Source organism: Rhodosalinus sediminis (assembly GCF_003385555.1).
In the GTDB taxonomy this organism is placed as follows: Bacteria; Pseudomonadota; Alphaproteobacteria; order Rhodobacterales; family Rhodobacteraceae; genus Rhodosalinus; species Rhodosalinus sediminis.
This window is the reverse complement of sequence record NZ_QOHR01000007.1, coordinates 80,903-105,823: the sequence shown is the minus strand read 5'-3', so window position 1 is coordinate 105,823 and position 24,921 is coordinate 80,903. Positions and strand designations below refer to the sequence as shown.

Annotated in this window: 26 protein-coding genes and 1 tRNA gene; 18 read left to right on the top strand and 9 right to left on the bottom strand. The window is 72.0% G+C overall.

From position 1 onward, the window contains the following. Positions 1-17: 17 nt before the first annotated feature. Together DRV84_RS08005 and DRV84_RS15595 are read right to left on the bottom strand one after the other, a co-directional pair. Positions 18-1,490 (bottom strand): sodium:solute symporter family protein, encoded by a 1,473-nt coding sequence (locus tag DRV84_RS08005; protein WP_205026728.1) that lies wholly within the window; start codon positions 1,488-1,490, stop codon positions 18-20. Position 1,491: 1 nt separating this feature from the next. Continuing rightward, the gene (locus tag DRV84_RS15595) at positions 1,492-1,668 is read right to left on the bottom strand and encodes a hypothetical protein (protein WP_158547775.1); all 177 of its coding nucleotides are present in this window, start codon (positions 1,666-1,668) and stop codon (positions 1,492-1,494) included. A gap of 614 nt (positions 1,669-2,282) precedes the next feature. On the opposite strand from DRV84_RS15595, the gene atpD reads away from it, so the two are divergent. Genes atpD through DRV84_RS07960 form a run of 9 tightly spaced genes read left to right on the top strand, consistent with a single transcriptional unit; the run spans position 2,283 to position 8,891 of the window. Beyond that, on the top strand, positions 2,283-3,686 hold the full coding sequence (atpD, locus tag DRV84_RS08000) for a F0F1 ATP synthase subunit beta (RefSeq protein ID WP_115979363.1): 1,404 nt from the start codon (positions 2,283-2,285) through the stop codon (positions 3,684-3,686). Beyond that, on the top strand, positions 3,676-4,068 hold the full coding sequence (locus DRV84_RS07995; RefSeq protein ID WP_115979362.1) for a F0F1 ATP synthase subunit epsilon: 393 nt from the start codon (positions 3,676-3,678) through the stop codon (positions 4,066-4,068). The genes atpD and DRV84_RS07995 overlap by 11 nt, the downstream gene beginning before the upstream one ends. After that, a complete protein-coding gene (locus tag DRV84_RS07990; protein ID WP_115979361.1) occupies positions 4,065-4,355 on the top strand; it encodes an AtpZ/AtpI family protein in 291 nt (96 codons plus the stop codon). Before DRV84_RS07995 ends, DRV84_RS07990 begins: the two co-directional genes overlap by 4 nt. Continuing rightward, positions 4,348-4,638: an N-ATPase subunit AtpR gene (locus DRV84_RS07985; protein ID WP_115979360.1), complete on the top strand. Its 291-nt coding sequence runs from the start codon at positions 4,348-4,350 to the stop codon at positions 4,636-4,638. Before DRV84_RS07990 ends, DRV84_RS07985 begins: the two co-directional genes overlap by 8 nt. Continuing rightward, positions 4,629-5,342: a F0F1 ATP synthase subunit A gene (locus tag DRV84_RS07980; RefSeq protein WP_115979359.1), complete on the top strand. Its 714-nt coding sequence runs from the start codon at positions 4,629-4,631 to the stop codon at positions 5,340-5,342. Before DRV84_RS07985 ends, DRV84_RS07980 begins: the two co-directional genes overlap by 10 nt. A gap of 3 nt (positions 5,343-5,345) precedes the next feature. Continuing rightward, positions 5,346-5,603, top strand: a complete 258-nt coding sequence (locus DRV84_RS07975; protein ID WP_115979358.1) for a F0F1 ATP synthase subunit C — start codon at positions 5,346-5,348, stop codon at positions 5,601-5,603. A 3-nt stretch (positions 5,604-5,606) separates the two neighbouring features. After that, the gene (locus DRV84_RS07970; protein WP_115979357.1) at positions 5,607-6,476 is read left to right on the top strand and encodes a F0F1 ATP synthase subunit delta; all 870 of its coding nucleotides are present in this window, start codon (positions 5,607-5,609) and stop codon (positions 6,474-6,476) included. Continuing rightward, entirely contained in the window at positions 6,473-8,023 is a 1,551-nt protein-coding gene (locus DRV84_RS07965) for a F0F1 ATP synthase subunit alpha (protein ID WP_115979356.1), read from the top strand. The genes DRV84_RS07970 and DRV84_RS07965 overlap by 4 nt, the downstream gene beginning before the upstream one ends. Next, entirely contained in the window at positions 8,010-8,891 is an 882-nt protein-coding gene (locus DRV84_RS07960; RefSeq protein ID WP_115979355.1) for a F0F1 ATP synthase subunit gamma, read from the top strand. The genes DRV84_RS07965 and DRV84_RS07960 overlap by 14 nt, the downstream gene beginning before the upstream one ends. A gap of 300 nt (positions 8,892-9,191) precedes the next feature. On the opposite strand, the gene DRV84_RS07955 is transcribed toward DRV84_RS07960, so the two are convergent. Then, the gene (locus DRV84_RS07955) at positions 9,192-10,793 is read right to left on the bottom strand and encodes an ABC transporter substrate-binding protein (RefSeq protein WP_115979354.1); all 1,602 of its coding nucleotides are present in this window, start codon (positions 10,791-10,793) and stop codon (positions 9,192-9,194) included. Positions 10,794-11,060: 267 nt separating this feature from the next. Here DRV84_RS07955 and DRV84_RS07950 point away from each other — a divergent pair, with 267 nt between their 5' ends. The 4 genes from DRV84_RS07950 (at position 11,061) to serB (ending at position 15,926) form a co-directional block, all read left to right on the top strand. After that, positions 11,061-12,041 carry an ABC transporter permease gene (locus tag DRV84_RS07950; RefSeq protein WP_115979353.1) on the top strand — a complete coding sequence of 327 codons (981 nt, stop codon included), beginning with the start codon at positions 11,061-11,063 and terminating at the stop codon, positions 12,039-12,041. Then, positions 12,038-12,958 carry an ABC transporter permease gene (locus DRV84_RS07945; RefSeq protein ID WP_115979352.1) on the top strand — a complete coding sequence of 307 codons (921 nt, stop codon included), beginning with the start codon at positions 12,038-12,040 and terminating at the stop codon, positions 12,956-12,958. Before DRV84_RS07950 ends, DRV84_RS07945 begins: the two co-directional genes overlap by 4 nt. Continuing rightward, positions 12,948-14,612, top strand: a complete 1,665-nt coding sequence (locus DRV84_RS07940) for an ABC transporter ATP-binding protein (protein ID WP_115979351.1) — start codon at positions 12,948-12,950, stop codon at positions 14,610-14,612. The genes DRV84_RS07945 and DRV84_RS07940 overlap by 11 nt, the downstream gene beginning before the upstream one ends. Positions 14,613-15,047: 435 nt before the next feature. After that, on the top strand, positions 15,048-15,926 hold the full coding sequence (serB, locus tag DRV84_RS07935) for a phosphoserine phosphatase SerB (RefSeq protein WP_115979350.1): 879 nt from the start codon (positions 15,048-15,050) through the stop codon (positions 15,924-15,926). Positions 15,927-15,929: 3 nt separating this feature from the next. Here the strand turns inward: serB and DRV84_RS07930 are convergent, their stop codons facing one another. Continuing rightward, positions 15,930-16,925: an asparaginase gene (locus DRV84_RS07930; RefSeq protein WP_239995023.1), complete on the bottom strand. Its 996-nt coding sequence runs from the start codon at positions 16,923-16,925 to the stop codon at positions 15,930-15,932. A gap of 379 nt (positions 16,926-17,304) precedes the next feature. Between DRV84_RS07930 and DRV84_RS07925 the strand changes: the two genes are divergently transcribed. The 4 genes from DRV84_RS07925 (at position 17,305) to DRV84_RS15955 (ending at position 19,520) form a co-directional block, all read left to right on the top strand. Beyond that, positions 17,305-17,676 carry an invasion associated locus B family protein gene (locus DRV84_RS07925; RefSeq protein ID WP_338052687.1) on the top strand — a complete coding sequence of 124 codons (372 nt, stop codon included), beginning with the start codon at positions 17,305-17,307 and terminating at the stop codon, positions 17,674-17,676. Positions 17,677-17,742: 66 nt separating this feature from the next. Next, entirely contained in the window at positions 17,743-18,930 is a 1,188-nt protein-coding gene (gene rlmN, locus DRV84_RS07920) for a dual-specificity RNA methyltransferase RlmN (RefSeq protein WP_115979348.1), read from the top strand. Between the two features lie 94 nt (positions 18,931-19,024). Beyond that, positions 19,025-19,255, top strand: a complete 231-nt coding sequence (locus tag DRV84_RS07915; protein ID WP_115979347.1) for a hypothetical protein — start codon at positions 19,025-19,027, stop codon at positions 19,253-19,255. A 46-nt stretch (positions 19,256-19,301) separates the two neighbouring features. After that, a complete protein-coding gene (locus tag DRV84_RS15955) occupies positions 19,302-19,520 on the top strand; it encodes a ribbon-helix-helix domain-containing protein (RefSeq protein WP_239995022.1) in 219 nt (72 codons plus the stop codon). Between the two features lie 193 nt (positions 19,521-19,713). Here DRV84_RS15955 and DRV84_RS07905 read toward each other — a convergent pair whose 3' ends face one another. Further along, positions 19,714-20,565: an LOG family protein gene (locus tag DRV84_RS07905; protein WP_115979346.1), complete on the bottom strand. Its 852-nt coding sequence runs from the start codon at positions 20,563-20,565 to the stop codon at positions 19,714-19,716. Positions 20,566-20,688: 123 nt separating this feature from the next. On the opposite strand from DRV84_RS07905, the gene dapD reads away from it, so the two are divergent. Beyond that, positions 20,689-21,516: a 2,3,4,5-tetrahydropyridine-2,6-dicarboxylate N-succinyltransferase gene (gene dapD, locus DRV84_RS07900; protein ID WP_115979345.1), complete on the top strand. Its 828-nt coding sequence runs from the start codon at positions 20,689-20,691 to the stop codon at positions 21,514-21,516. Between the two features lie 120 nt (positions 21,517-21,636). Here the strand turns inward: dapD and DRV84_RS07895 are convergent. The 4 genes from DRV84_RS07895 to DRV84_RS15950 form a co-directional block, all read right to left on the bottom strand. Continuing rightward, positions 21,637-21,713, bottom strand: a tRNA-Pro gene (locus DRV84_RS07895). A 137-nt stretch (positions 21,714-21,850) separates the two neighbouring features. Continuing rightward, complete coding sequence (gene leuB, locus DRV84_RS07890) at positions 21,851-22,957, bottom strand: 3-isopropylmalate dehydrogenase (protein ID WP_115979344.1); 1,107 nt, start codon at positions 22,955-22,957, stop codon at positions 21,851-21,853. Positions 22,958-23,013: 56 nt separating this feature from the next. Further along, complete coding sequence (locus tag DRV84_RS07885) at positions 23,014-24,021, bottom strand: endonuclease/exonuclease/phosphatase family protein (RefSeq protein WP_338052686.1); 1,008 nt, start codon at positions 24,019-24,021, stop codon at positions 23,014-23,016. Between the two features lie 59 nt (positions 24,022-24,080). Beyond that, entirely contained in the window at positions 24,081-24,911 is an 831-nt protein-coding gene (locus DRV84_RS15950; RefSeq protein WP_115979343.1) for a hypothetical protein, read from the bottom strand. Positions 24,912-24,921: the final 10 nt, after the last annotated feature.

Here is a 24,921-nt window from a genome sequence, read left to right as displayed (position 1 = left end):
CGCGAAAGGGGCTCGCGTCACCAGACGCCGTGCGCGTCGAGATCCCGGCGCAGGTCGCGCTTGAAGTCGAGGGCCTCGGCGCGCGGGCGCGTCACGAGGCTCACGCCGACGAAGAGCCCGACGCTCGCCGCGATCACGCTCCCGGCGAGGCGCGGGTCGAAGACGCTGACGCCCGCGCCCATGGCGAGCCAGATCGCCAGCGCGCCGCCGCCGATCATGGAGGCCAGCGCGCCCGCCGCCGTGCCCCCGCGCCAGAAGAAGGCGCCGACCGTGGCCGGGACGGTGACCACCAGCCCCGCCGCCGACAGCGCGGCGAGCTGATCGACGATCGGCGCGTTCCGGAGCGCGAAATAGGCGGCGAAGAGCACCACGAGCACGACGACCACCCGCCCGATCAGGATCTGGCGCGCGTCGCGTCCTTCGCCCTGGCGCATGATGTCGCGCGCCACCATCGACCCGAGCGTGAGCGCGATCGAGTCGAGCGTCGAGACCGCCGCCGAGAGGATGCCCACGATCAGGAGCAGGCTCACCGGCAGGGGCACCACCCCCGACCCGAGCAGCGCCGGCGTCGCGCCGGCCGGGGTCTCGAGCCCCGGTTCCAGCACCAGCGCGGCGAAGCCCCAGATCACCGCGATCAGCGTGAACACCAGCCCGAAGCCCAGCACCCAGAAGATCATGCGCCTGAGCGCGCGCAGGTCCTCGGTCACGAAGAGGCGCTGGCTCACCTGCGGGTTCGAGAGCGGGAAGAAGAACCACGGAATGGCGAGGGCGAGGAAGGTCCCGAGGCTCCAGAGCCCGGGGCCCGGCACCTCGAGCCACGGCCCGTGATCCGCCGCCAGACGCTCGGCGAAGCGCCCGGGGCCGCCGATCGCCGCGACGACGAAGCCCACGGCGAGCAGCGCCGAGAGCATCATCACCGCCGCCTGCACCGCGTCCGTCCACGCCACCGAGCGCAGCCCCGCGACCAGCGTCCAGAAGATCGCGAGCGCCGCGCCGGCGGCGATCGCTTGCCAGAGCGCGATCGCCTCGCCCGTGACGCCGGACAGCAGAAGCCCGATCCCGGCCATCTGCGTCGTGCAATAGGGCATCAGGAACAGCAGGCTGAGCACCGCGGCGAGCCGCGCGACGCTGCGGTCGCCGTAGCGTGCGCCGAGCATCTCGGCCGGCGTGATGAAGCCCCACCGCTTCGCCGCCAGCCAGAAGCGCGGCCCGAAGACGACGAGCAGCGTGAGGCCCGAGAAATAGATGAGCTCGAAGCCGAGCGCCCCGACGCCGCCACGGTAGGTCAGGCCTGTCAGGACGACGAGCATGAAGGCCGAATAGGTCGTCGCGGCGTAGGACAGCCCCGAGACCATGCCCCCGAAGCGCCGCCCGCCGAGGTAATAGTCGAGGGCGCTGCCGGTGTTGCTGCGCATGGCGGCGAAGGCGATGATCCCGCCCGCCACGGCGAAGACGGCGAGGGTGATCCAGATGACGACGGGCGAGATCACGTCAGAGCCTCCAGCGCGCGACGCCGGCGGCGATGAGCGCGATCACCGCGAGGCCGAAGCCGCACCAGAACAGGAAAACGGCGAGCGGCGCCCCCTCCCCGAGGAGGCCGTAGGGCACCGCGACCGCGGCGGCGATGGCGAGCGCCGTGGCGGCGAGCCAGATGCGAAAGCCGGCCATGGCATCGTCCTCCTTGCTTCGGTCTCCGCGCGCCCTGCGATGCGAACGCCGGCGGCGCGGTCGCCCGTGGGGTGCGCCCGCCCACATGGCCGTCTAGACGAGACGGCGATCGGAAACAACGCGCCGTGTCGTCCGATGCGGGGCGCGATCCGGCCGCGAACCAGCTCGGCGCGGAGCGTGCGGATCGAGAGGCGGCGTGGGCGGCGCGCCGCCGGCCCGTCCTCCGGCGGTCCGGTCACCCGGAGGCGCACCTCGCCCGACATGCCGGGCAGAAGGCGGTCGCCCTTCGCGGCCCCCGCCTCGAAGCGCGCCTGCACGGCGACAACGGCGCGCGCCGCGCTCGGCATGAGCGCGACGCGCCCGGTCGTGGCGCGACGTCCGCGGCGGCCTCCCCCTCGTGCCGCGGCGAGATTGTGTTGACAGGGCCGCGCGCGCGCCCCTCAATCGAAAGACGGCGGCCGGTATCGTCCGGACCGCGCCCCGCGACATCGGCGCAGCCGCGCGCACATGCGCGGCGGTCGGGTCGGAACCGGGCCTCCGGCCGCGTGTTGTCGGGATGCCGGAGCAGCGGTCGACGGCGCCTGGCCGCCGGCGTGCAAGCGGAGAAGCAGCGCATGGCCGAGACCGAGGGCCCTGTCGGACATATCACCGCCATCGACGGCGGCATCGCCGACGTGCGCTTCGCGGAAGGCAAGCTGCCCTTCATCGCCTCCCGTCTTGTGACGCTCTCTGAGCCCGAGATCACCATCGAGGTCGCCGCGCTGCCCGCCGCCGACACCGCCCGCGGGCTGGTGCTCGACCCGTCGCCGGAGTTGCGGCTCGGGCTCGCGGTGCGCGACACCGGCGCGCCGATCCGGGTGCCCGTGGGCGAGGACGTGCTGGGGCGGATGTTCAACCTCTTCGGAGAGACGATCGACGGCGGCCCGCCGCTCGAGGAGGCGCGCCGCCGCCCGATCCTGCGCGCGCCGGTGCCGCTCTCGGAGCGCCGGGTCGAGGGCGAGCTCTTCGAGACGGGGATCAAGGCGGTCGACCTGCTGAGCCCGATCGAGCGCGGCGGCAAGGCGGGGCTCTTCGGCGGCGCGGGCGTCGGCAAGACCGTCCTGATCACCGAGATGATCCACAACATGGTCGCCGAATACCAGGGCGTGAGCCTGTTCTGCGGCATCGGCGAACGCTCGCGCGAGGCGGAGGAGCTCTACCGCGACATGCGCGAGGCGGGCGTGCTCGACAACACGGTGATGGTCTTCGGCCAGATGAACGAAAGCCCCGGCGTGCGCTTCCGCGTGGGCCACGCCGCACTGACCATGGCGGAGTATTTCCGCGACGACCGGCGCCGCGACGTGCTGGTGCTGATCGACAACATCTTCCGCTTCGTGCAGGCGGGTTCCGAGGTCTCGGGGCTCTTGGGGCGCATCCCGAGCCGGGTGGGCTACCAGCCGACCCTCGGCACGGAGCTCGCCGAACTCGAGGAGCGCATCTGCTCGACCGAGCGCGGGGCGATGACCTCGATTCAGGCGGTCTATGTCCCGGCCGACGATTTCACCGACCCGGCCGCGACGCATACCTTCTCGCATCTCTCGGCCTCGATCGTGCTCTCGCGCAAGAAGGCGTCCGAGGGACTCTATCCCGCCATCGACCCGCTGCAGTCCTTCTCGAAGCTGCTGACCCCCGGCGCGGTGAGCGACCGGCACTACCGGATCGCGCGCGCGGTGCGCAACACGCTCGCCGAATACGACGATCTGAAGGACATCATCGCGATGCTCGGCTTCGAGGAACTGTCCGAGAAGGACCGCGCCACCGTCCGGCAGGCGCGCCAGATCGAGCGCTTCCTGACGCAGCCCTTCTTCTCGACCGAGGCGATGACCGGGCAGGCGGGCCGCTTCGTCACGCTCGAGGCGACGCTCGACAGCTGCGAGCGCATCCTCGCGGGCGAGTTCTCCGACCGCGACGAGGGCGCTTTCTACATGATCGGGGCCGTGGACGAGATCGCCGGGGAGGGCGCGCGCGATGCGTCTTGAGGTGGTCACCCCCATGCGCGTCCGGCTCGACCGCGCGGTGCGCCGGATCGTGGCCGAGGCGCCGGACGGCCATTTCGGCATGTGGCCGGGCCACGGCGATTTCGTCACCGAGCTGGTGCCCGGCATCCTCGTCTTCGAGACGGAGGAGGGCGCGGAGCGCTTCCTCGCCGTGCACTCGGGCACGCTCGTCAAATGGGGCGATCACGTCCGCGTCGCGGTGCAGGCCGCGATCGAGGGCGACGACCTCGCGCGGTTGCGCGACCGGGTCGAGACCGAGTTCCGCCGCCAGGACGAGGACGAGCGCGAGGCCCGCGCGGCGCTCGCCCGGCTCGAGGCGAGCATGATCCGGCGCTTTCAGGATCTGGAGGGGCAGGGGCCATGACCGACGAGCCCACCGAGGAAACGCGCGAGATCTCGCGCAAGGCGCGCCGGATGGAGGAGGCGCGCAAGCGCCGCGACCCGAGCGCGTGGTACGGCTTCGGGATGTTCGGCATGGTCGGCTGGGCGGTGGCCGTGCCGGTGGTGGCGGGCACCGCGCTCGGCCTCTGGATCGACGCGCGCTGGCCGGGCGAGACCTCCTGGACGCTGGTCTGCCTGCTCGCCGGCGCCGCGCTCGGCGCGCTGAACGCATGGTACTGGGTGCAGCGCGAGGGGCACGGCGATGACTGAGCCGGTCGTCTGGGCGCTGGCCGCGGCGGCGGGCGCCGTCGTGGGCGCGGCCTATGCCGCCTGTCTCTGGGCGGGGGTGCGCGCGCTGACGGCCGGGGGCGGCGGCGGGCGTTTCGCGCTCTTCGCCGCGCTGCGCGCCGCGCTGATCCTCGGCGCGCTCGCGCTCGCCGTGGCGGCGGAGCTCGGCGCGGGGGCGATCCTCGCGGGGCTCGCCGGGTTCGTGGCGGTGCGCCTGACGGTCACGCGCCGGGTCCGCGACGGGGAGGGCGCGCCATGGAGATAAGCCCCGACGCGACGGTCCTTTACGAGTGGCGCGGGCTCCGGCTCACCGCGACGGTGGCCTACACGTGGCTGGTCATGGCGCTCCTCGTGCTGGGGTCATGGGCCGTCACCGCGCGGCTCAGTCGGGGCGAGCGGGTCTCGCGCTGGCAGGTCGCGCTCGAGGTGATCGTCTCGACGATCCGCGACCAGATCGCCGAGGTCGGGGCCGAGACGCCGGACCGTTACCTGCCCTTCATCGGGACGCTCTTCCTCTTCATCGCGACGGCGAACGTCCTGACCATCGTTCCGGGCTACCAGCCGCCGACCGGCTCGCTCTCGACCACGGCGGCGCTGGCGATCTGCGTTCTGATCGCGGTGCCGCTCTTCTCGATCGCGCGGCGGGGGCTCGGCGGCCACCTGAAGACCTACGTCCGCCCGACGCCCCTGATGCTGCCCTTCAACGTGATCAGCGAGGCCTCGCGCACGCTGGCGCTGGCCATCCGGCTCTACGGCAATGTCATGAGCGGCACGGTCATCGTCGGCATCCTGATCAGCGTCGCGCCGTTCTTCTTTCCGGTCCTGCTGCAGCTTCTGGGGCTGCTGACCGGGCTGGTGCAGGCCTACATCTTCGCGATCCTCGCGATGGTCTACATCGCCTCGGCCAGCCGCACGCGGCGCGGGGCGGCCGGGACCGGCGCAGCCGAACGCAATGACCGAGGAGACTGACCCATGGATCCCGCGACCTGGATCGCCATCGCGTCCATCGTGACCGCCGGGCTGACGATCGCCATCGGCTCGATCGGCCCGGCGCTCGCCGAGGGCCGCGCCGCGGCGCAGGCGCTGCAGGCGATCGCCCAGCAGCCCGACGCGTCCAACACGATCACCCGGACGCTCTTCGTCAGTCTCGCCATGATCGAATCGACGGCGATCTACTGCTTCGTCGTGGCGATGATCCTGATCTTCGCGAACCCGTTCACGGGGGGCTGATCCGTGCAGATCGACTGGCTCACGGTCGCGGCGCAGATCGTCAATTTCCTCGTCCTCGTCTGGCTGCTGCAGCGGTTCCTCTACCGGCCGATCACCTCCGCCATGCGCCGCCGCGAGGAGCGGATCGAGTCGCGCCTCGCGGGGGCGCGCGAGGCCCGCGAGACGGCCGAGGCGGAGGAGCGCCGGCTCGAGGAGAAGGAGGCCGACCTCGACGCGCGCGCGGACGCGATTTTGGCCTCCGCGCGCGAGGAGGCCGAAGAGTTGCGCGCGCGGCTCGAGCGCGAGCTGCGCGAGGAGATGGAGGAGAAGCGCGCCGCCTGGCGCCGCCACCTCGCCGAGGAGCGCGACGCCCTCGTCGTCTCGCTGCGCCGGCAGGCCGGGCAGAAGGTCCTGCGCATCGCCGAGCGCGTGCTCGCCGATTACGCCGACAGCGACGTCGCAGAGCGCGTCGCAGGCACCTTCACCGACCGGCTCGCGGCGCTCGACGCCGAGACGCGCGACGCCCTCGCGGAGGCGGCCGCCGACGCGGGGGCGACGGCCCGGGTCGAGACGGGACACGCGCTCGGCACCGATGCGCGGCGCAAGCTCACCCGCGCGATCCACGAAGAGCTCTCGACCGATATCGACGTCGCGTACAGCGAGGACCCCGAGCTCGTCATGGGCCTGCGCCTCAGCATCGGCGACTACGCGGCGGAGTGGTCCGCCGCGCGCTACCTGCGCCGGCTCGAGACCGAGCTCGGCGAGATGATCGACGCGGACACGGGCGCGTCCGGACGGGAGGGCGACGCGGAGGACGAGGGCGCGGAGGACGACCGGGCGGACGACGGCGCGGCGGACACGCCCGACCGCGAGACGGAGCGCCAGACGCGATGACCCGCGCCGAGGACATCGCGGCGGATTTCTTCGCCCCGCTCGACGCGGCGCTCGACCGCGTCGAGCCCGGGATCGACGCGGCCGAGACCGCGCGCATCCTCTCGGTCGGCAACGGCGTCGCGCAGGTCGCGGGTTTCACCGACCTTCATGCCGACGAGCTGGTGCGGTTCCCGAACGGCGTCGTCGGCATCGCCTCGAGCCTGCGCCCCGAGCGGATCGGCGTCATCGTGCTCGGCTCCACCGATCAACTGCGCCCCGGCGACCGGCTGCGGCGCACGGGCCGGGTCGTCGACGTACCCGTGGGCGAGGCGCTCCTCGGCCGGGTGGTCGATGCGCTGGGCCGCCCGCTCGACGGCGGCGATGCGGTCGAGGAAGAGGGCCGTCAGCCGGTCGAGCGGCCCGCGCCGCCGATCATGCACCGCGATCCGGTGGAGGTGCCGCTCCAGACCGGGATCAAGGCGGTGGACGCCGCGATCCCCATCGGGCGCGGCCAGCGCGAGTTGATCATCGGCGACCGCCAGACCGGCAAGACGGCGATCGGCCTCGACGCGATCCTGAACCAGACCGACAGCGGAGTCGTCTCGATCTATTGCGCCGTCGGGCAGCGCGCCTCGGCCGTGGCGCGCGTGATCCAGGCGCTGCGCGAGGGCGGCGCGCTCGGGCGCAGCGTCGTGGTGGTCGCGGGGGGCGACGACGCGCCGGGGCTTCAGTTCATGGCGCCCTACGCCGCGACGACCATGGCCGAGCACTTCATGGCGCAGGGGCGCGACGTGTTGATCGTCTACGACGATCTCACCCGCCACGCCCGCGCTTACCGCCAGCTCTCGCTCCTCCTGCGCCGCCCGCCGGGGCGCGAGGCCTATCCGGGCGACATCTTCTACATCCACTCGCGCCTTCTGGAGCGGGCGACGCATCTGCGCGAGGAGTTCGGCGGCGGCTCGCTCACCGCGCTGCCGATCATCGAGACGCAGGCGCAGAACATCTCGGCCTTCATCCCGACGAACCTGATCTCGATCACCGACGGGCAGATCTACCTGACGCCGGGCCTCTTCGAGAAGGGGCACCTGCCCGCGATCGACATCGGCACCTCCGTCAGCCGCGTGGGCGGCAAGGCACAGCTACCCGCGTTCCGGTCCGTCGCGGGCAGCCTCCGGCTGATGTACGCGCAGTTCGAGGAGGTCGAGAGCTTCGCGCGCTTCGGCACGCAGCTCGACGCGGAAACCCGCCGGAAGCTGACCCGCGGGCGGCGCGTGCGCGCCGTGCTGACGCAGCGCGAGCACGATCATTTCGCCGTGCCCGAGCAGATCGCGGTGCTTCTGGCCGCGACCGAGGGTCTCTTCGACCATCTCGCGCCGGAGGAGGTCGCCGAGGCCGAGGCGACGCTGCGCGGCGCCCTGCGCGAGCGGCTGCCCGATCTCGCCGCCGATATCGAGGCGGGCGAGCCCCTGACCGACGCGGCGCGCGCGGAGCTGCTGGCGGCGCTGCGCACGGCGCTCGGGCTGGACGACGGCGACGAAAGCGGGGGCGCGCGCGATGGAGACGCTTGAGAGCCTCTCCGAGCGGCTCGAGACGACGGACGACATCCGCACCATCGTGCGCACGATGAAGGCGCTCTCGGCGGTCAGCATCCGGCAATACGAGGCGGCCGAGGCGGCGATCTCGGACTACGACGAGACGGTGGCGCTGGGCCTGACCGCGCTTCTGCGCGCGCGCCACGCGCAGGGCCTGCCGCTGCCGCGCACCGCCGATCCGGCCGCGCGCGAGGCGGTGATCGTGATCGGCTCCGACCGCGGGCTCTGCGGGCGCTACAACGAGATCGTCGCGCGCCACGCCGCCGCGCGCATCGGCCCGCGGACCGAGGTGCTGGCCGTCGTCGGTGCGCGCGCCGCCGCCCGGCTCGAGGCCGAGGGCCACGAGATCGACCGCCTGATGGCGCTGCCGGGCTCGGTCACGGGGATGACGCCCATGGTGCAGCGCGCCCTCGTGGAGGTCGAGCGCTGGACGCGGGCGCGCGGCGTCGGCCGGGTCTCGGTCGTCCACAACCGGCGGGAGGGGCGCGCGCGCGCCGTGCCGGTCGAGCGCACGCTGCTGCCCATCCCCGAGGCCGATCTGCGCCGGCTGCGCGATCGCGACTGGCCGGGGCGCGGCCTGCCCTTCTTCCGGATGGAGCCCGCGCGGCTGCTGTCGTGGCTGGTGCGCCAGCGCACCTTCGTGGTGCTCTACCGGGCGCTCGCCGAGGCGCTGGCGAGCGAGCACGCCACCCGGCTCGCGGCGATGCAGAGCGCGGAGCGCAACATCGACGCGCGCGGGGAGGAGCTGACCGCGCTCTACAGCCGCAAGCGGCAGGAGACCATTACCCGCGAGCTTCTCGACGTGGTCGCCGGCTTCGAGGCGGTCGGCGGCGCGGAGGAGTAGGCGGCGCCCCCTCGGCGCGACGCCACGCGGCAGCGTGCCGGTTGCCGCGGTGGCGGGCCCACGGCGCGTGGGGCTTCGGTCGGCGCACCGCGCCCGGGGTCGGCGAGCAGCAAGTGCCTCTCGCGGTCACCCGGCGCGCGCGGCCCGGGGAGCGTCGAAGAGCTTGCCGGACGATCCGGTCCGGGCCTCGGGGCGTCGGCGACCGATAGCGTGACGCCTGTCGGGATGAGCCGGGGCGCCCCGGTTTGGGCGCCCCAGTGGTCGTGCGCGGGGCGGCGGGCGCCCCGAGCCGTCTGGCGCTCAGGCCATCCACCAGCGCTGGCTGGCCTTGTTGCCGTCGAGTTCCCAGTTGGCCGCGACGTGCTCGCCGTGGGCGAGGGCGTTGGAATGGGCCATGACGTGGTTGGCGAACATCGGCACGAGCGCGCCGCCGTCGTCGTGGATCAGGCGCTGCGCCTCGGCGTAGAGCTCGCCGCGCTTCTGCTGATCGAGCTCGGCGCGCGCCTCGTCCACGATGCGGTTGAATTTCTGCGCCGCGTCGGTGTTGCGCCAGTCGGTGTCGTTCCACTCGGTGTCGTCGACATAGGCCGAGGAGAACATCCAGTCCGCCGTCGGCCGGCCGCTCCAGTAGCAGGCGCACCAGGCCTTCTTGTTCCAGACGTTGGACCAGTAGCCGTCCGAGGGCTCGCGCACCACCTCGACCTCGATGCCCGCCTCGGCGGCGGAGGCGGCGATGAGCTGCGCGGCGTCCACCGCGCCGGCGAAGGCCGCGTCGGAGGCCGAGAGCTGGATCGGCCCGCTGTGGCCCGACTTCCGATAGTGGAAGGCGGCCTTCTCCGGGTCGAACTCGCGCTGGGGCAGATCGGCGGCGTGGAAGGGAACGCTCGGCGAGAGCGGGTGGTCGTTGCCGACGGTGCCGTAGCCCATCAGGATCTTGTCCACGAGCTCCTGGCGCTTGACCGAGAGCTTGAGCGCCATGCGCAGGTCGTAGTTGTCGAAGGGCGCCATGGTGACGCGCATCGGGAAGGTGTAGTGCAGGTAGCCCGTCTCCTCGAGGATCGTGACGTCGGGCGCCCGGCCGAGCAGGTTCGCCGTCTTGGGATCGACCCGGTCGATCAGGTGCACCGAGCCGTTCATCAGCGCGTTCTGCCGCGCGGTCGGGTCGAGGATGGCGAGGAGCTCGACCGTGTCGAACCAAGCCGCGTCCTCGCGGTGGTAATTCTCGTTCCGGGTGGCGGTGACGCGCACGCCGGGCTCGAAGGTGTCGAGCGGGTAGGGCCCGGTGCCGATCGCCGCGGTGGGGTCCACGCGGCCCTCGTCCGACGGCATGATCAGCAGGTGATAATCCGACAGCACGAAGGGGAAGTCCGCGTTGCCGGAGGCGAGCGTCACCACGAGCGTGTCGCCGTCGGCGCGCATCTCCTCGACGTCGGACAGGAGGCCCTTGGCGGCGGACTTCGTGTCCTCGCCGCGGTGGTGGTTGAGCGAGGCGATCGCGTCCTCGACGGTCAGCGTCTTGCCGTTGTGGAAGGTCACGCCCTTCTTGATCGGGAAGCGCCAGACGCGCGCGTCGGGCGTCGCCTCCCAGCCCTCGACCAGATCGCCGCGCAGCGTGCCGTCGGGCGCGACCTCGGTCAGCGAGTTGCCCCAGAGGTAGCCCGTGTGCGTCATGAACCCGTTCTCGTAGGTCGCCGGGTCGAGGCTGTCGGTGGTCGAGCCGTGTCCCATGCCGATCTTGAGGTCGCCGCCGCGCTTGGGCGTGGCGGCCTGCACGCGGTCGGCCATGGTCAGCGCGCTGGGCAGCACGACGCCGGCGGAGAGCACCGAGGCCACGAAATCACGCCGCGAGAGGCGGCCCTGCCGGAGCAGCCGGCGCTGACGCTCGATGAACTTGTCCTTCATGTCGCTTTCCCTGTCTCGTCGTTGGTGGGGCGGCGCCCGGGGACGCTGACCCGCATGAACTGCTTTATACACTACATCCTGGCGCGCCGAGACCCAACAGAATCTTCGCATGTCCATGCGCGACGTGTTTTTCTTTGAAATCGGCGCGTCGCTTCGCGTAATCTCGCGCGGCGCGGGGGCGACCCCGCCGAGACGGCCGCCGTAGCCGCGCCCCCGAGCGCATCGAGGGCGCAGAGGTGCCCCGGCGGCCCAGAACGGAGAGACAAGATGCATCCGGTGCTCCGGACCGTCCTCCAGCGTTTCGCGCTGGGCGTCCTGACGCTCTTCATAGTGTCGATCATCATCTTCGCCTCGGTGCAGATGCTGCCCGGCGATTTCGCCGAGGCCGTGCTCGGGCAGGCGGCGACGACCGAGACGGTGGCGGCCTTCCGCCGCGAGCTCGGCCTCGACCAGCCGCCGGTGATCCGTTATCTCGACTGGATCGGGGCGCTCGCGCAGGGCGATCTCGGCACGTCGTTCTCGGGGCGCGCCGCCTCGGGCGTGGACCGCTCGCGCGAGGTGGCCGATCTGGTCGGCCCGCGGCTCCTGAACACGCTCTTCCTCGCCGGGATGACGGCGCTGATCGCGGTGCCGCTCGCGCTCTTTCTCGGGATCACCGCGGCGCTCAAGCGCGACAGTCTCTACGACAAGGCGGTGAGCACCACGACGCTGACGACGATCTCGTTTCCCGAGTTCTTCGTGGCCTACATCCTGATCCTGCTGCTCGGCGCGCTCTGGCCCGTCTTTCCGAGCCTCGCCGACGTCAGCCCGGGCATGCCGCTCTGGGACCGGGTCTATACCACCGCGCTGCCGGCGCTGACGCTCACGCTGGTGATCGTCGCGCACATGATGCGGATGACGCGGGCGGCGATCATCAATCTGCTGGCCTCGCCCTACATCGAGATGGCGCGCCTCAAGGGCGAGCCGCCGCGCCGGGTGATCCTGCGCCACGCGCTGCCCAACGCCTGGGCGCCGATCGCGGCGGTGATCGCCTTCAACCTCGCCTATCTCGTCGTGGGCGTCGTCGTGGTCGAGGTCGTCTTCGTCTATCCCGGCATCGGGCAACTGATGGTGGACGCGGTGAGCGCGCGCGACATCCCCGTGGTGCAGGCCTGCGCGCTGATCTTCGCGGCGACCTACATCCTGCTCAATCTCGTCGCCGACATCATCGGCATCGTCACCAACCCGCGGCTGTTGCACCCGAAATGACCGATCAGACCGAAGGCTATTCGGCCGCCGCCGAGGTGGGCCGCTTCCGAACCCGCCGCACATGGCGGCAGCGCGCGTGGATCGAGCTGAAGAAGGCGCCGCCCACGGCGCTCTTCGGGCTGCTCGTGATCGCGGGCTACATCTTCGTCGCGCTCTTCGCGCCCTGGCTCGCCCCCTATGGCGAGGCGGAGGTCTTCGCCCAGTCCTACGCGCCCTGGAGCGCGGAGCATCCCTTCGGCACCGACCAGATCGGGCGCGACATCCTCACGCGGCTGATTTACGGCGCGCGCAACACCATCGGGATCGCCTTCGTCACCACCCTGCTCGCCTTCGTGATCGGCGTCTCGCTCGGGCTCGTCGCGGCGATCAACCGCGCATGGCTCGATCAGGTGATCAGCCGGGGCGTCGACGTGCTGATGGCGATTCCGTCGCTGATCTTCGCGCTGATGCTGCTGTCGATCTTCGGCTCCTCGGCGCTGTCGCTCATCCTCATCATCGCGGTGCTCGATTCCACCCGCGTCTTCCGCCTGACGCGATCGGTCGCGGTGGGGGTGGTCGTCATGGACTACGTCGAGGCGGCGCAGCTGCGCGGCGAGGGGCTCGGCTGGGTCATGCGGCGCGAGATCCTGCCCAACATCCTGCCGCCGCTGGTGGCGGAGTTCGGGCTGCGCTTCTGCTTCGTCTTCCTGACCATCGCCGCGCTCTCCTTCCTCGGCGTGGGCATCCAGCCGCCGACCGCCGACTGGGGCACCATGGTGCGGGAGACCGCGAACCTGATCCAGTTCGCCCGCTTCGACCTGAAGGCCGGGCTCACGCCGCTCCTGCCGGCGGCGGCGATCGCCCTGCTGACCGTGGCGGTGAATTTCGTGGTGGACTGGTTCCTGCAAAAGACGAGCGGGTTGCGCGATGAACACTGAGCGTTCCGAAGTCACCGGGGCGACGCCGGCGTCCGGCGCGCCGCTCCTCGACATCCGCGGGCTGCGGATCGAGGGCTTCGCCGACGAGCGGTGGAACCCGATCATCAAGGGCGTGGACCTGACGCTGCACCGGGGCGAGGTGCTGGGCCTGATCGGCGAATCGGGCGCGGGCAAGTCCACCCTCGGCCTCGCCGCGATGGGCTTCGCGCGCGCCGGCGTCCGCTTCGCCGGCGGGTCCGTCCGTTTCGACGGCATGGACCTCCTGACCATGCCGGAGTGGAAGCGCCGCAGGCTCTGGGGCACGCGCATGACCTACGTCGCGCAGTCGGCGGCGGCCTCCTTCAACCCGGCGCACCGGCTGATCGACCAGACGGTGGCGGCGGCCGTGCGCGAGGGGCTCAAGTCCGAGGCCGAGGCCATCGCCGACGCGAAGGCGCTCTACGCCCAGCTGCAACTCCCTGACCCCGAGCACATCGGCGCGCGCTACCCGCATCAGGTCTCGGGCGGGCAGCTTCAGCGCGTGATGACCGCGATGGCGATGTCCGCGCGCCCCGATCTCATCGTCTTCGACGAACCCACCACCGCGCTCGACGTGACCACGCAGGTCGAGGTGCTGATGTCCATGCGCAAGATCGTCGAGGAGTTCGACACCGCGGCGATCTACATCACCCACGACCTCGCCGTCGTGGCGCAGATGGCCGACCGCATCAAGGTGCTGCGCTACGGCGAGGAGGTCGAGGAGGCCGAAACGCGCGAGATGCTCGCGCACCCGAAACAGGACTACACGAAAAGCCTCTGGTCCGTGCGCAGCCTGCGCAAGGCGGCCGACCCGTCCGAGGACGTGGTGCTGCGCGCCGAAGGCATCGACGCGGCCTACGGCAACCGGCTCAAGGTGCTCCACGACGTGAGCATCGACCTGCCGCGCGGGCGCACCGTCGCGCTCGTCGGTGAAAGCGGCTCGGGCAAGTCCACCATGGCGAAGGTCGTCACCGGCCTGCTGCCCCCCTCCAAGGGCGAGATCACCTTCGACGGCGCGCCCCTGCCGCCGAAGCTCAAGGACCGCAGCAAGGAACAGCTCCGCCGCATCCAGATGATCTACCAGATGGCCGACACCGCCATGAACCCGCGCCAGACCGTGGGCGAGATCATCGGCCGGCCGCTCACCTTCTACCACGGGCTGAAGGGAGCGGCGCTGGAGCGGCGCACCGTCGAGCTTCTGGAGCAGATCGAGCTCGACGCGGGGTTCTACGACCGCCTGCCCGGCGAGCTCTCCGGCGGGCAGAAGCAGCGCATCTGCATCGCCCGCGCGCTCGCCGCAGATCCGGACGTGATCCTCTGCGACGAGGTGACCTCGGCGCTCGACCAGATCGTGCAGGAGGGCATCCTGAAGCTCCTGATGCGGCTGCAGAGGGAACGGGGCATCGCCTACCTCTTCATCGCCCACGACATCGCCACCGTCGAGGCGATCGCCGACGAGATCGTGGTGATGTACCAGGGCCGCGTCGTGGAACAGGGGCTGAAGGACCAGATCCTCGCGCCGCCCCATCCCGACTACACCGAGCTTCTGCTGTCCTCGGTCCCCGAGATGGACCCCGACTGGCTGACCGCCCTGATGGAGCGGCGGCGCGCGGAGGCGGGCGGCCCGCGCCCGTGACGTGTCCGCTGACGCGGCCGCGCGCCGGGTGGTAGCGTCACCCTCGCGGCGGCGGGCGCGACCCGGACAGCGCTGACGCTTCGGTCGTTGCAGAAACCCGGACGCCCGCCCTGACCACGGGGCTGAGCGGCGAAGGGCGAGACGGGCGGCACTCACGGCTCCGGCCGTTTGGCGGTCCGGAGGCCCCGGTGGACATGCCCGAAACGCCGCCGGCGCGACCTCCTCCTCGCGATCGGGAGGTAGACATGCCGCCCTTGCGCCCCGCGCGTTGCTGGCGGGTCCGGCGCAAGACCGACCTGACCGCGGGTCGACGGGGCGTCGCGGCGGCCCCTGCATGTCCCGCCGGGGCGCCGTGCCTCCGCCGGCGCCCTTTCACCCCGGGCGCATCGACGCTAAGCCGTTGCGGCGTATCCCATCCCTCGAGAGGCTCTCCACATGCCCGTCGCCATTCTGCTCACCGATCCGGCCCGCCCGTCGCTGGAGCCCGAGCGGGTGGAAGCGCTTCGCGCCGACTGGGGCGGCGGCGCGCTGCGCTGGCTCGCGCCGGGGGAAGCGGCGGAGTTCGAGGTGCCGCAGGCGCCTTCGAAGCCGGAAACGGCGTGGGCCGACCTGCAGGCGGAGGGGATCGACCTCGCCCTCGTGCCGTCCGAGGGGCGGCGCAAGCGGCTCCTGATCGCGGACATGGACAGCACCCTCATCCGGCAGGAGTGCATCGACGAGCTCGCCGAGGTCGCGGGCGTCGGCGCGCATGTCCGGGAGATCACGGCGCGCGCGATGAACGGGGAGCTCGACTTCGAGGGCGCGCTGACCGAGCGGGTGGCGCTCCTCGAGGGGCTCGATCAGGCGGTGATCGACCGCGTCCTCGCCGAGCGCATCACGCATATGCCGGGGGGCGCCACGCTCGCCGCGACGATGCGGGCGGCGGGGGCGCATACGCTCCTCGTCTCGGGGGGCTTCACCGCCTTCGCGGAGCCCGTGGCCGCCGCGCTCGGCTTCGACGCGGCGCAGGCCAACGTGCTCGAGGCCGAGGCCGGGCGGCTCACCGGCACGGTGCGCCCGCCGATCCTCGGGCGCGACGCCAAGGTGGCCGCGCTGGAGCGGACGGCGGCGCGGCTCGGCATCGCGCCGGAGGACGCCATCGCGGTGGGCGACGGGGCGAACGACCTCGCCATGCTCGCGCGCGCAGGGCTCGGCGTGGCGCTGCATGCGAAACCGGCCGTGCAGCGCGAGGCGCGCATTCGCGTCAACCACGGCGACCTGACCGCGCTTCTCTACCTGCAGGGCTATGCCCGGGCGGAGTTCGCCGCCCCCTGACGCTCAGGCGCGCAGGTCCGGCGCTGGGCGGATGTGGCCCACGGTGTCGCCGCGGCGATTGCGAATCGGCGCCTCGAGCCGGGCCGCCACCGCCGGGTCCTCCGCCGACAGCGCACCCAGACGCACGAGGAGCGCCGTGACGGCGCAGTCCGCGGCCCGCGTCGCGCCGTCGGCGATCTTGAGCGCGACGCCGAGGCCCGCCTCGGGCAGGATCGCGGTGAAGACGCCCTCCGCCCCGGTCTTGACCGCGACGCGCCCGCCGCCCGCGCGCATCAGATCGGTGCAGGCCCGGCCCTCCCCCGCGACGAGCTCGGGGTGCGCCGTCATCGCCGCGACCAGCCGGGCGGCGGCGCGGCTCTCGGCGTCGTCGCGGGTCTGCGCCGTGGCGAACCACGCCATCGCCTGCGCGATCCGGTCGAGGCGGCCGGCGAAATTCGGCAGCGCGCAGCCGTCGATGCCGTAGCCGGGCGAGGGCGCGCCGGTCACCGCCTCGAACGCCTCGCGGCAGGCCACCTGCACCGGGTGGTCGGGCAGGTGATACTCCGGCCCCGCGCCGAGGTGGCGCGCCAGCGTCAGCATGCCGGCGTGCTTGCCCGAGCAGTTGTTGTGCAGTTGCGAGGGCGCCGCCTCCGCCCGGATCAGCGCGTCGCGCGCGGCGCGGTCGGCCGGCCATTGCGGGCCGCAGCGCAGGTCCGCCTCCGAGAGCCCGAGCGCGGCGAGCCAGTCGGCGACGCGCCGGGTGTGCATCTCCGCCCCCTGGTGCGACGCGCAGGCGAGCGCGAGATGCTCGGGCCCGAGCCCCGCCGCGTCGGCGGCGCCGGAGACGACGAGCGGCAGCGCCTGAATCATCTTGACCGCCGAGCGGGGCAGGATCACCCGCTCGGGATCGCCCCAGGCGTGGCGCACCCCCTCCGGCCCGGCGATCACCGCCGCGCCGAGGTGCCGGCTCTCGACGAAGGGATCGCGCGTCGCCTCCGCCATGAGCGTCCAGCCGTCCATGCCCCGCCTCCTCGTGCCGTTCGGGCGCCGCGGCGCCGACAGGTCTTTCGCCGGCGGACCATTTCACGGTAGAACAGCGGCGTCGAGAGGGACTTGCCCGCCGACGCGAGCCGCCGGAAGAGCGGCCGGGGCGGCCGGGGCGGCCGGGCGGTTGGGGCACGAACAGTTTGGAGGCAGGCGAATGGTTTCCCGTATCTTGCCGGGTCTGGCCGGCGCGCTGACGCTCGCCGTCGCGGGCATGGCCGTTGCACAGGAAGAAATGAGCACGAACCGCGTCGCGACTCAGACGGATTGGACCGTGTTCGTTGAGGATGATCCTCTCGCATGCTGGGGAGTTGCTGGACCGGAAACGTGGCGTGCAACGCGCGGTGGCTCAGACGTGACTGATGATGTGCGCCGGGGCGAAATCCAGCTCTTCACGTCCTTCCACCCTGCCGAAGATATCGCGGGGCAGGTGAGCTTCACCGGCGGCTACCCGTTCTCCACCGAGACGCCGATCACCATGGTCATCGGCGACGACCGTTTCCGCCTCTACACCGACGAGGACGACCCGGACACGCCCGTGAACGAACAGGAATGGGCCTGGGCCGCCTCGGCGGAGGAAGACGCCGAGATCGCCGCCGCGATGCGGCGCGGGGTCGACGCGGTGATCACCGCCGAAAGCACGCGCGGCACCACGACCGAGGACACCTTCTCGCTCATGGGCTACACGGCCGCGGTCGAGGAGGCGGAGGCGCGCTGCGCCGAGTGACGCCCCTTTGGCATCGCGGCGCGAATGCTATATGAGCCTGAAACTCCGCCAGCCGCGAGAGACGCCATGACCGCCGACACGCCGATCACGCAGGATTTCATGACCATCCCCCGGAAGGTGCCGGAGGGGCCGCGCAACCTCGTCGGTCTGCCGCGGCCGGCGTTCCGCGAGGCGCTGATCGCGGCGGGCACGCCCGAGAAACAGGCGAAGATGCGCGAGGCGCAGCTCTGGCAGTGGATCTACCAGCGCGGCGTGCGCGACTTCGCTGCGATGACGAACCTCTCCAAGGCCTACCGCGCGCAGCTCGCCGACGCCTTCGTGGTCGAGATCCCCGAGATCGTCTCGAAAGAGGTCAGCGCCGACGGCACGCGCAAGTATCTCATGCGCATCGCCGGCGGCCACGAGGTCGAGACGGTCTACATCCCCGAGGAGGGGCGCGGCACGCTCTGCATCTCGAGCCAGGTGGGCTGCACGCTCACCTGCTCCTTCTGCCACACCGGCACGCAGAAGCTCGTGCGCAACCTGACCGCGGCCGAGATCGTCGGGCAGGTGATGGCGGCGCGCGACGATCTCGACGACTGGCCGAAGCCCGGCGAGGGCATGGGCGAGCGGCCGCGGCTCGTGTCCAACATCGTGCTGATGGGGATGGGCGAGCCGCTCTACAACTTCGAGAACGTGCGCGACGCCATGAAGATCGCCATGGACGGCGAGGGCATCTCGCTCTCGCGCCGGCGCATCACGCTCTCCACCTCGGGCGTCGTGCCCGAGATCGCCCGCTGCGCCGAAGAGATCGGCTGTCTCATGGCGGTGAGCTTCCACGCGACCACCGACGCGGTGCGCGACAAGCTCGTGCCGATCAACAGGAAATGGAACATCGCGAAGCTGCTGAAGGCGCTGCGCGCCTACCCGCGCCTCTCGAACTCCGAGCGCATCACCTTCGAATACGTGATGCTGAAGGACGTGAACGACAGCGACGCCGACGCGCGCCGCCTCCTGAGGCTGATCGAGGGCATCCCGGCCAAGATCAACCTGATCCCCTTCAACGAATGGCCCGGCGCGCCCTACGCGCGCTCCGACTGGGACCGGATCGAGGCCTTCGCCGACATCATCTACAAGGCGGGCTACGCCGCGCCGATCCGCACCCCGCGGGGCGAGGACATCATGGCCGCCTGCGGTCAGCTCAAGTCCGCGACCGAGCGCGCGAAGAAAACCCGCGCCGAGATCGCGGCCGAGGCCGGATTGTCCACGCCCTGAGAACGCCCGCGGCCTGCCCGCCGCGCGCTCCATTTCCGCCACATCGGTCAACTATTCCCTCGAGGCAGAGGCTTTGTTTCGAGTGGAGGACCCGATGGACCCGACCGAGCACATGGACGCCGAGGGCTTCGCCGACATCCGCACCCTCGCGCAGCGCGAGCGCCGCATGGCGCTCTCGGACCGGGAGTGGTCGCACCGCCTGAAGGGCTACGGCTACCGCGTGGTGCGCACCGAGGCCGGGGCGGTGATCTGCGGCGTCCTGAGCGACGCGCCGCTCTGCACCCTGCCGGCCGAGCGCGAGCCCGCGGGCGAGACGCTGCACTGAGCGCCGGTCAACCGGGCATTAACCAGATTGCGGCACGCCCGGCGGCATGGAACGCTTGGATATCGCACTGCCGCCCGAGTATGTCGCCGCCCTCGAGCGGCCCGCGCGCGCCGAGGACGTGAGCCGCGGACAGGTGATCCGCGACGCGATCCGCCGCGACCTGAAGCGCCGGGAGACGGCGAAGACGCCCGTCAGGGCGGATGAGCGGCTCGTCGCGCCCCTCCGGGCGCTCCTCGCCGAGGATTTCGCATACGCGCGCGACTGAGCGGACCTGCAATCGCGCCTCGCGGCGAAGGGCTACCGCCTGCAGGAGGCCGGCGGCGGCCTCGCGCTGCACGCGCTCGACGGCCGGCGCCTCTGCAAGGGCTCGGAGCTGGGCTACGGCTACGCCCACCTCGTCCGGACCTTCGGCGCGCCGTTTCTGGGGCACGCGCATCACGCCGCGGCGGCCCGCGCGCTCAGCCCTCGGGCGGCACCCGGCCCGGGATCTCCTCGCGCGGGGCCTCGATCTCCCAGTTCTCGATGATCGCGATGGCCTCCTCCGCCGTCTCCGCGTAGCGGAAGAGGTCGAGGTCCTCGTCCGAGATGGTGCCTGCCTCGGCCAGCGCGTGCCAGTCGATGATCCGTTCCCAGAAGTCCCGCCCGAAGAGCAGGAAGGGCACCCGCCGCATCCGCCCCGTCTGGATCAGCGTCAGCGCCTCGAACATCTCGTCGAGCGTGCCGAAGCCGCCGGGGAAGATGCAGACGGCGTTGGCGCGCAGCAGGAAATGCATCTTGCGGATGCCGAAGTAGTGGAAATTGAAGCAGAGCTCCGGCGTGATGTAGGCGTTCGGCGCCTGCTCGTGCGGCAGCACGATGTTGAGGCCGATGCTCTCGCCCCCGGCCTCCTCCGCGCCGCGGTTGCCGGCCTCCATCACGCCGGGGCCGCCGCCGGTGACGATCACGTTCTCGCCCGTGCCGCGGCAGGCCTCGGTCATGCGCCGCGCGAAGTCGCGCGCCACCTCGTAGAACCGCGAGAGCGCCTGCAGGGTCTCGGTGCGCGCGCTCTCCTTGCGGTCGGGCGGTGGGATGCGCGCGCCGCCGAAGAGCACGATCGTGCTCTTCACCCCGTGCTCGTCCATCAGCATCGAGGGCTTCAGAAGCTCGAGCTGCAGCCGCACAGGGCGGAGCTCGTCGCGCAGCAGGAAATCCTCGTCGTCGAAGGCGAGCCGGTAGGCGGGCGAGCGCGTCTGCGGCGTCTGCGGCAGATGCTCGGCCGCCGAGCGGTCCGCGCCGGCGTCGGGAAACGGGCTGCGGCGGTCGTCGGTCATGGGCACCTCCTCTGTGGTCCTTGCCTAACGCGTTCGCCGGGCCCCGGCCACAGCGCGGATTGTGCGGGCCGGGGCGCTCGCCTATACCCCGCGCGACACGCAGTCACGCAAGGGGAGCGACAGATGTCCACCGCTGGTCTGGAAGCCGCGATCGAGGCCGCCTGGGAGGCGCGCGACACCATCACCCCCGCCACCGGCGGCGAGACGCGCGAGGCGATCGAGGCGACGCTCGAGGCGCTCGACCGCGGCGAGCTGCGCGTCGCCGAACCGGGCGCGGACGGGCAGTGGCAGGTCAACCAGTGGGCCAAGAAGGCCGTGCTTCTCGGCTTCCGCCTGAAGGACATGGAAATGCAGTCGGGCGGCCCGCAGGGCGGCGGCTGGTGGGACAAGGTGGACAGCAAGTTCGCCGGCTGGGACGCGGCGCGCTGGCGCGAGGCCGGCTTCCGCGCGGTGCCCAACTGCGTCGTGCGCCGCTCCGCCTACATCGCGCCGGGCGTGGTGCTCATGCCCTCCTTCGTGAACCTCGGGGCCTACGTCGACCAGGGCACCATGGTGGACACCTGGGCGACCGTCGGCTCCTGCGCGCAGATCGGGCGGAACGTGCATCTCTCGGGCGGCGTCGGCATCGGCGGCGTGCTCGAGCCGATGCAGGCCAACCCGACGATCATCGAGGACGGCTGCTTCATCGGCGCGCGCTCCGAGGTCGTCGAGGGCGTGATCGTGCGCGAGGGCGCGGTGCTCGGCATGGGCGTCTATCTCGGCCAGTCCACGAAGATCGTGGACCGCGAGACCGGCGAGGTCTTCATGGGAGAGGTGCCACCCTACTCGGTCGTCGTCTCGGGCTCCATGCCCTCGACCGGAGGGGTCAATCTCTACTGCGCGGTGATCGTCAAGCGCGTCGACGCGCAGACCCGCTCGAAGGTCGGCATCAACGAGCTCCTGCGCGACTGAGCGCCACCGGGACGGGACAGCGCGCGCGTCGCCCCGGCGGCGCGCGTTTTTCGTGCCGTTCGTGGGAACGCGACGTCGGGCCGGGCACACCGGCGCGATACAGCGACTTGAGCGAGAATCTGGTCGGAGTGGCAGGATTCGAACCTACGACCCCCGCCTCCCGAAGACGGTGCTCTACCAGGCTGAGCTACACTCCGACCGTGTTGCGCCGGATAGCCCCTCGCGCCGGGCTTGGCAAGAGGCGACGGCGCGGATTTCGGCGTGCTGCCGTCGCGGCGGGCGAACGGCCTTGGAAAGGCCGTTCAAGGCGCTTTTCAAGCGCCTTGCCCCGCGCTCAGAGGCTCGCCTCGAGCTCCGCGATCACCGCGTCGCCCATCTCGCGCGTGGTGGCCGGCGTCGCGCCCTCGACGTTCAGCAGATCGCCCGTGCGGATGCCCTTGGCGAGCACCCGCTCGACCGCCTGCTCGAGGCGCGTCGCCTCTTCGCCTGCGTCGAAGGAATAGCGCAGCGCCATGGCGAAGCTCAGGATGCAGGCGCAGGGATTGGCCTTCCCCTGCCCCGCGATGTCGGGCGCGGAGCCGTGCACCGGCTCGTAGAGCGCCTTGGGCCGGCCGTTCGCCATCGGCGCGCCGAGCGAGGCCGAGGGCAGCATGCCGAGCGAGCCCGTGAGCATCGCCGCGAGGTCCGACAGGAGATCGCCGAAGAGGTTGTCGGTCACGATCACGTCGAACTGCTTCGGCCAGCGGGTGAGCTGCATCGCGCCCGCGTCGGCGTACATGTGGGAGAGTTCGACGTCGGCGTAGTCGGCCGCGTGCACCTCGGTCACCACCTCGCGCCAGAGCACGCCCGATTCCATGACGTTGGCCTTCTCCATCGAGCAGACCCGGTTGCCCCGCCGCCGCGCGAGCTCGAAGGCGGCGCGGGCGACGCGGGCGATCTCGGCCTCGGTGTAGCGCTGGGTGTTGAGGCCGACGCGCTGGCCGCCCTCCTCGAAGACGCCGCGCGGCTCGCCGAAATAGACACCGGAGGTGAGCTCGCGCACGATCATGATGTCGAGGCCCGCCACCACCTCGCGCTTGAGCGAGGAGAAATCGGCGAGCGCGTCGAAGCACTGCGCCGGGCGCAGGTTGGCGAAGAGGTCCATCTCCTTGCGCAGGCGCAGGAGCCCGCGCTCGGGCTTCACCGAGAAGTCGAGCGCGTCGTACTTGGGCCCGCCCACGGCGCCGAGCAGCACCGCGTCCACCTCCTGCGCGCGCGCCATCGTGGCGTCGGTGAGCGGCGTGCCGTGCGCGTCGTAGGCCGCGCCGCCCACGAGATCCTCGGAGACCGCGAAGCCGAGCCCGCGCTTGTCGCCGAACCAGGCGATCACCCGCTGGACCTCGTCCATCACTTCGGGGCCGATGCCGTCCCCGGGCAGAATGAGCAGCGAACGATCGGACATGGGGGCTCTCCTGAAGTGGTCGGGTCGCGCTCGCCTAGTCCGCGCCGCACGTTCGGTCAAGGCGGCGCGCCCCGGGCCGCGGCGAGGTCCACCCAGACCAGCCGGTGCGGCCCGGCAGCGGCCGCCGCCTCCGCGGGGGCGCCCGCCTCGGGCCAGAGGACGCCCGCGCCCGTCACGCGCCAGTCGGCCGAGGGCAGGACGTAGTGCACCCGCAGGTTCCCCGGCCCGTCCCAGTCGGCGGTGTCGAGGGCCGGGTCGCCCGCGTGCGCGGCATCGGCGGCGGCGCGGGCGCCGGCGCTTTCCGGGCGCGGGTCCTGCAGCCGCGGATCGGTGAGCAGCGCGCGGATCGCGGCGTGCCGGCCCTCGCCGTCCACGGGATCGAGGTTGGCGTTGCCGAGGAGGACGAAGCGCCCGTCGGGCGCCGGGCCGAAGGCGCCGTCGAGAAAGAGCCGCCAGAAGCGGATCTCGTCGGCGTTGCGCCGGCCGTTGCGGTCCTCCGGCCCGTCGAAGACCGGCGGCGTCGCCGCGAAGGCGAGCAGGGTGAGCGGCGCCGCGCCCGCGGGGCGCACCTCGACCGCCCAGTGCCCGGTGGAGGAGAGCCGCTGAACCCCGCGCGCGGCCTCCGTCAGTCCGGCCTCGGCCGCGCGGCTCCCGGGGAGGTCGCGCCAGAGCAGGTCCGAGAAATCGCGCGCGCCCTCCGCATCGATCGGGTGGCGGGACAGGAGCGCGAGCCCCCCGTCGCCCGCGAAGCGGCCCCAGCCCTGCGCGTCGTCGGCCTCGCCCCGGCGCCCGTCGCCGTCGAGGTCGCGCTCGGTGGCCATCCCGGCGTTGGGCCGCAGCGCGAAGCGGTGGGGCAGGGGATGGCCGGCCTCGGCCACCAGCCCGGCAAAGGCGTCGAGCGCGCGGCCCTCCCAGTCGTAGTCGAAATCGGTGAGCAGCAGGATATCCGGCGCGGCCTCGGCCACCACGCGGGCGGCGGCGCGCGCCTGCGCCTCGCCCTCGCGGATGTCGCGCAGCAGAAGCCCCGGACCCTCGCGGGAGAGCGCGGCGCCGTAGGTCGCCACGCGCAGCGACTCGGCCGGAAGCGCGCCGGCCCAGAGCGCGGCGAGCAGCGCGAGCGCGCTCAGGCCGGCGCGGGCGCCTCGCGCAGGGCGGCGGTGCGCCGCCGCTTGTCCTCGACGAGATCGGCCACCCGCTGCAGGGCGAGGGCCCGCATGATCATGCTGACGGGCAGGAAGCCCCATACGCTCATCACCCAGATCAGGGTATGCGGATCGCCGAGCCGGAGCGGACCGACGGCCAGCGTCACCGCCTTGATGACCGCAGGTAGCACGAAGGGCAGCAGGGCGCCCAGTATGAGATTGACGCGCCCGTCGCGGCGCAGCCGGTGCACGATGTCGCCCCCGCTCGTCGGGTCGAAGAGCGGCATGTTGATCCAGACGTTGAACGGCCCGTCCCGGAGCGGCCAGCCCCGGCGCAGGACGATCGCGAAGGCGCCGAGCGTGAGCGCCGCATAGACGCAGGCGAGGCCGGCCGCGCTCTGCGCGATCTCGAGGGCCGAGAGGCGCGCGCCGTCCGCCACGCCAATGAGGAGCATCCGCACCGGCGAATAGGGGAAGTCGAGCGCGCCGCCGGTCAGCGCGCCGAGCGACGCGACCGCGCCGCTGAACAGCGTCGGGCGCACCTGATCGGCGCAGAGGACGGAGGTGCTGAGCACGATGGCGAAGAGGCACGCGAAGCGCAGGCGGTTGAAGGGCGGCGCGTCCCGGAAGTCCACGACGCTCGGGAAGTCGGTGTAGTATTCCACGAACACGAAACCCGCGGCGACGGCGCAGACGATCGGAAGGGCGAAGCCGCCCCCGCCGATCGTTCCCGGCAGCACCAGCGCCGGCGTCACCACGACGAGCGCGGCGAGCACGGCGCGCGCCGCAGCGCCCACGACCCGTTCGATCACTGCTCCGTTC

Excerpts from the sequence above, each read along its gene's own strand:
- DRV84_RS07915 (WP_115979347.1), top strand. The coding sequence starts at position 19,025 with ATGGACCCGACCGAGCACATGGACGCCGAGGGCTTCGCCGACATCCGC.
- DRV84_RS07940 (WP_115979351.1), top strand. The coding sequence starts at position 12,948 with ATGAACACTGAGCGTTCCGAAGTCACCGGGGCGACGCCGGCGTCCGGC.
- DRV84_RS07980 (WP_115979359.1), top strand. The coding sequence starts at position 4,629 with ATGGAGATAAGCCCCGACGCGACGGTCCTTTACGAGTGGCGCGGGCTC.
- DRV84_RS07995 (WP_115979362.1), top strand. The coding sequence starts at position 3,676 with ATGCGTCTTGAGGTGGTCACCCCCATGCGCGTCCGGCTCGACCGCGCG.
- DRV84_RS15955 (WP_239995022.1), top strand. The coding sequence starts at position 19,302 with ATGGAACGCTTGGATATCGCACTGCCGCCCGAGTATGTCGCCGCCCTC.
- DRV84_RS07990 (WP_115979361.1), top strand. The coding sequence starts at position 4,065 with ATGACCGACGAGCCCACCGAGGAAACGCGCGAGATCTCGCGCAAGGCG.
- atpD (WP_115979363.1), top strand. The coding sequence starts at position 2,283 with ATGGCCGAGACCGAGGGCCCTGTCGGACATATCACCGCCATCGACGGC.
- DRV84_RS07905 (WP_115979346.1), bottom strand. The coding sequence starts at position 20,565 with ATGACCGACGACCGCCGCAGCCCGTTTCCCGACGCCGGCGCGGACCGC.
- leuB (WP_115979344.1), bottom strand. The coding sequence starts at position 22,957 with ATGTCCGATCGTTCGCTGCTCATTCTGCCCGGGGACGGCATCGGCCCC.
- DRV84_RS15595 (WP_158547775.1), bottom strand. The coding sequence starts at position 1,668 with ATGGCCGGCTTTCGCATCTGGCTCGCCGCCACGGCGCTCGCCATCGCC.
- DRV84_RS07985 (WP_115979360.1), top strand. The coding sequence starts at position 4,348 with ATGACTGAGCCGGTCGTCTGGGCGCTGGCCGCGGCGGCGGGCGCCGTC.
- DRV84_RS07950 (WP_115979353.1), top strand. The coding sequence starts at position 11,061 with ATGCATCCGGTGCTCCGGACCGTCCTCCAGCGTTTCGCGCTGGGCGTC.
- DRV84_RS07945 (WP_115979352.1), top strand. The coding sequence starts at position 12,038 with ATGACCGATCAGACCGAAGGCTATTCGGCCGCCGCCGAGGTGGGCCGC.
- DRV84_RS07975 (WP_115979358.1), top strand. The coding sequence starts at position 5,346 with ATGGATCCCGCGACCTGGATCGCCATCGCGTCCATCGTGACCGCCGGG.
- DRV84_RS07930 (WP_239995023.1), bottom strand. The coding sequence starts at position 16,925 with ATGGACGGCTGGACGCTCATGGCGGAGGCGACGCGCGATCCCTTCGTC.
- DRV84_RS07960 (WP_115979355.1), top strand. The coding sequence starts at position 8,010 with ATGGAGACGCTTGAGAGCCTCTCCGAGCGGCTCGAGACGACGGACGAC.
- dapD (WP_115979345.1), top strand. The coding sequence starts at position 20,689 with ATGTCCACCGCTGGTCTGGAAGCCGCGATCGAGGCCGCCTGGGAGGCG.
- DRV84_RS07955 (WP_115979354.1), bottom strand. The coding sequence starts at position 10,793 with ATGAAGGACAAGTTCATCGAGCGTCAGCGCCGGCTGCTCCGGCAGGGC.
- serB (WP_115979350.1), top strand. The coding sequence starts at position 15,048 with ATGCCCGTCGCCATTCTGCTCACCGATCCGGCCCGCCCGTCGCTGGAG.
- rlmN (WP_115979348.1), top strand. The coding sequence starts at position 17,743 with ATGACCGCCGACACGCCGATCACGCAGGATTTCATGACCATCCCCCGG.
- DRV84_RS07965 (WP_115979356.1), top strand. The coding sequence starts at position 6,473 with ATGACCCGCGCCGAGGACATCGCGGCGGATTTCTTCGCCCCGCTCGAC.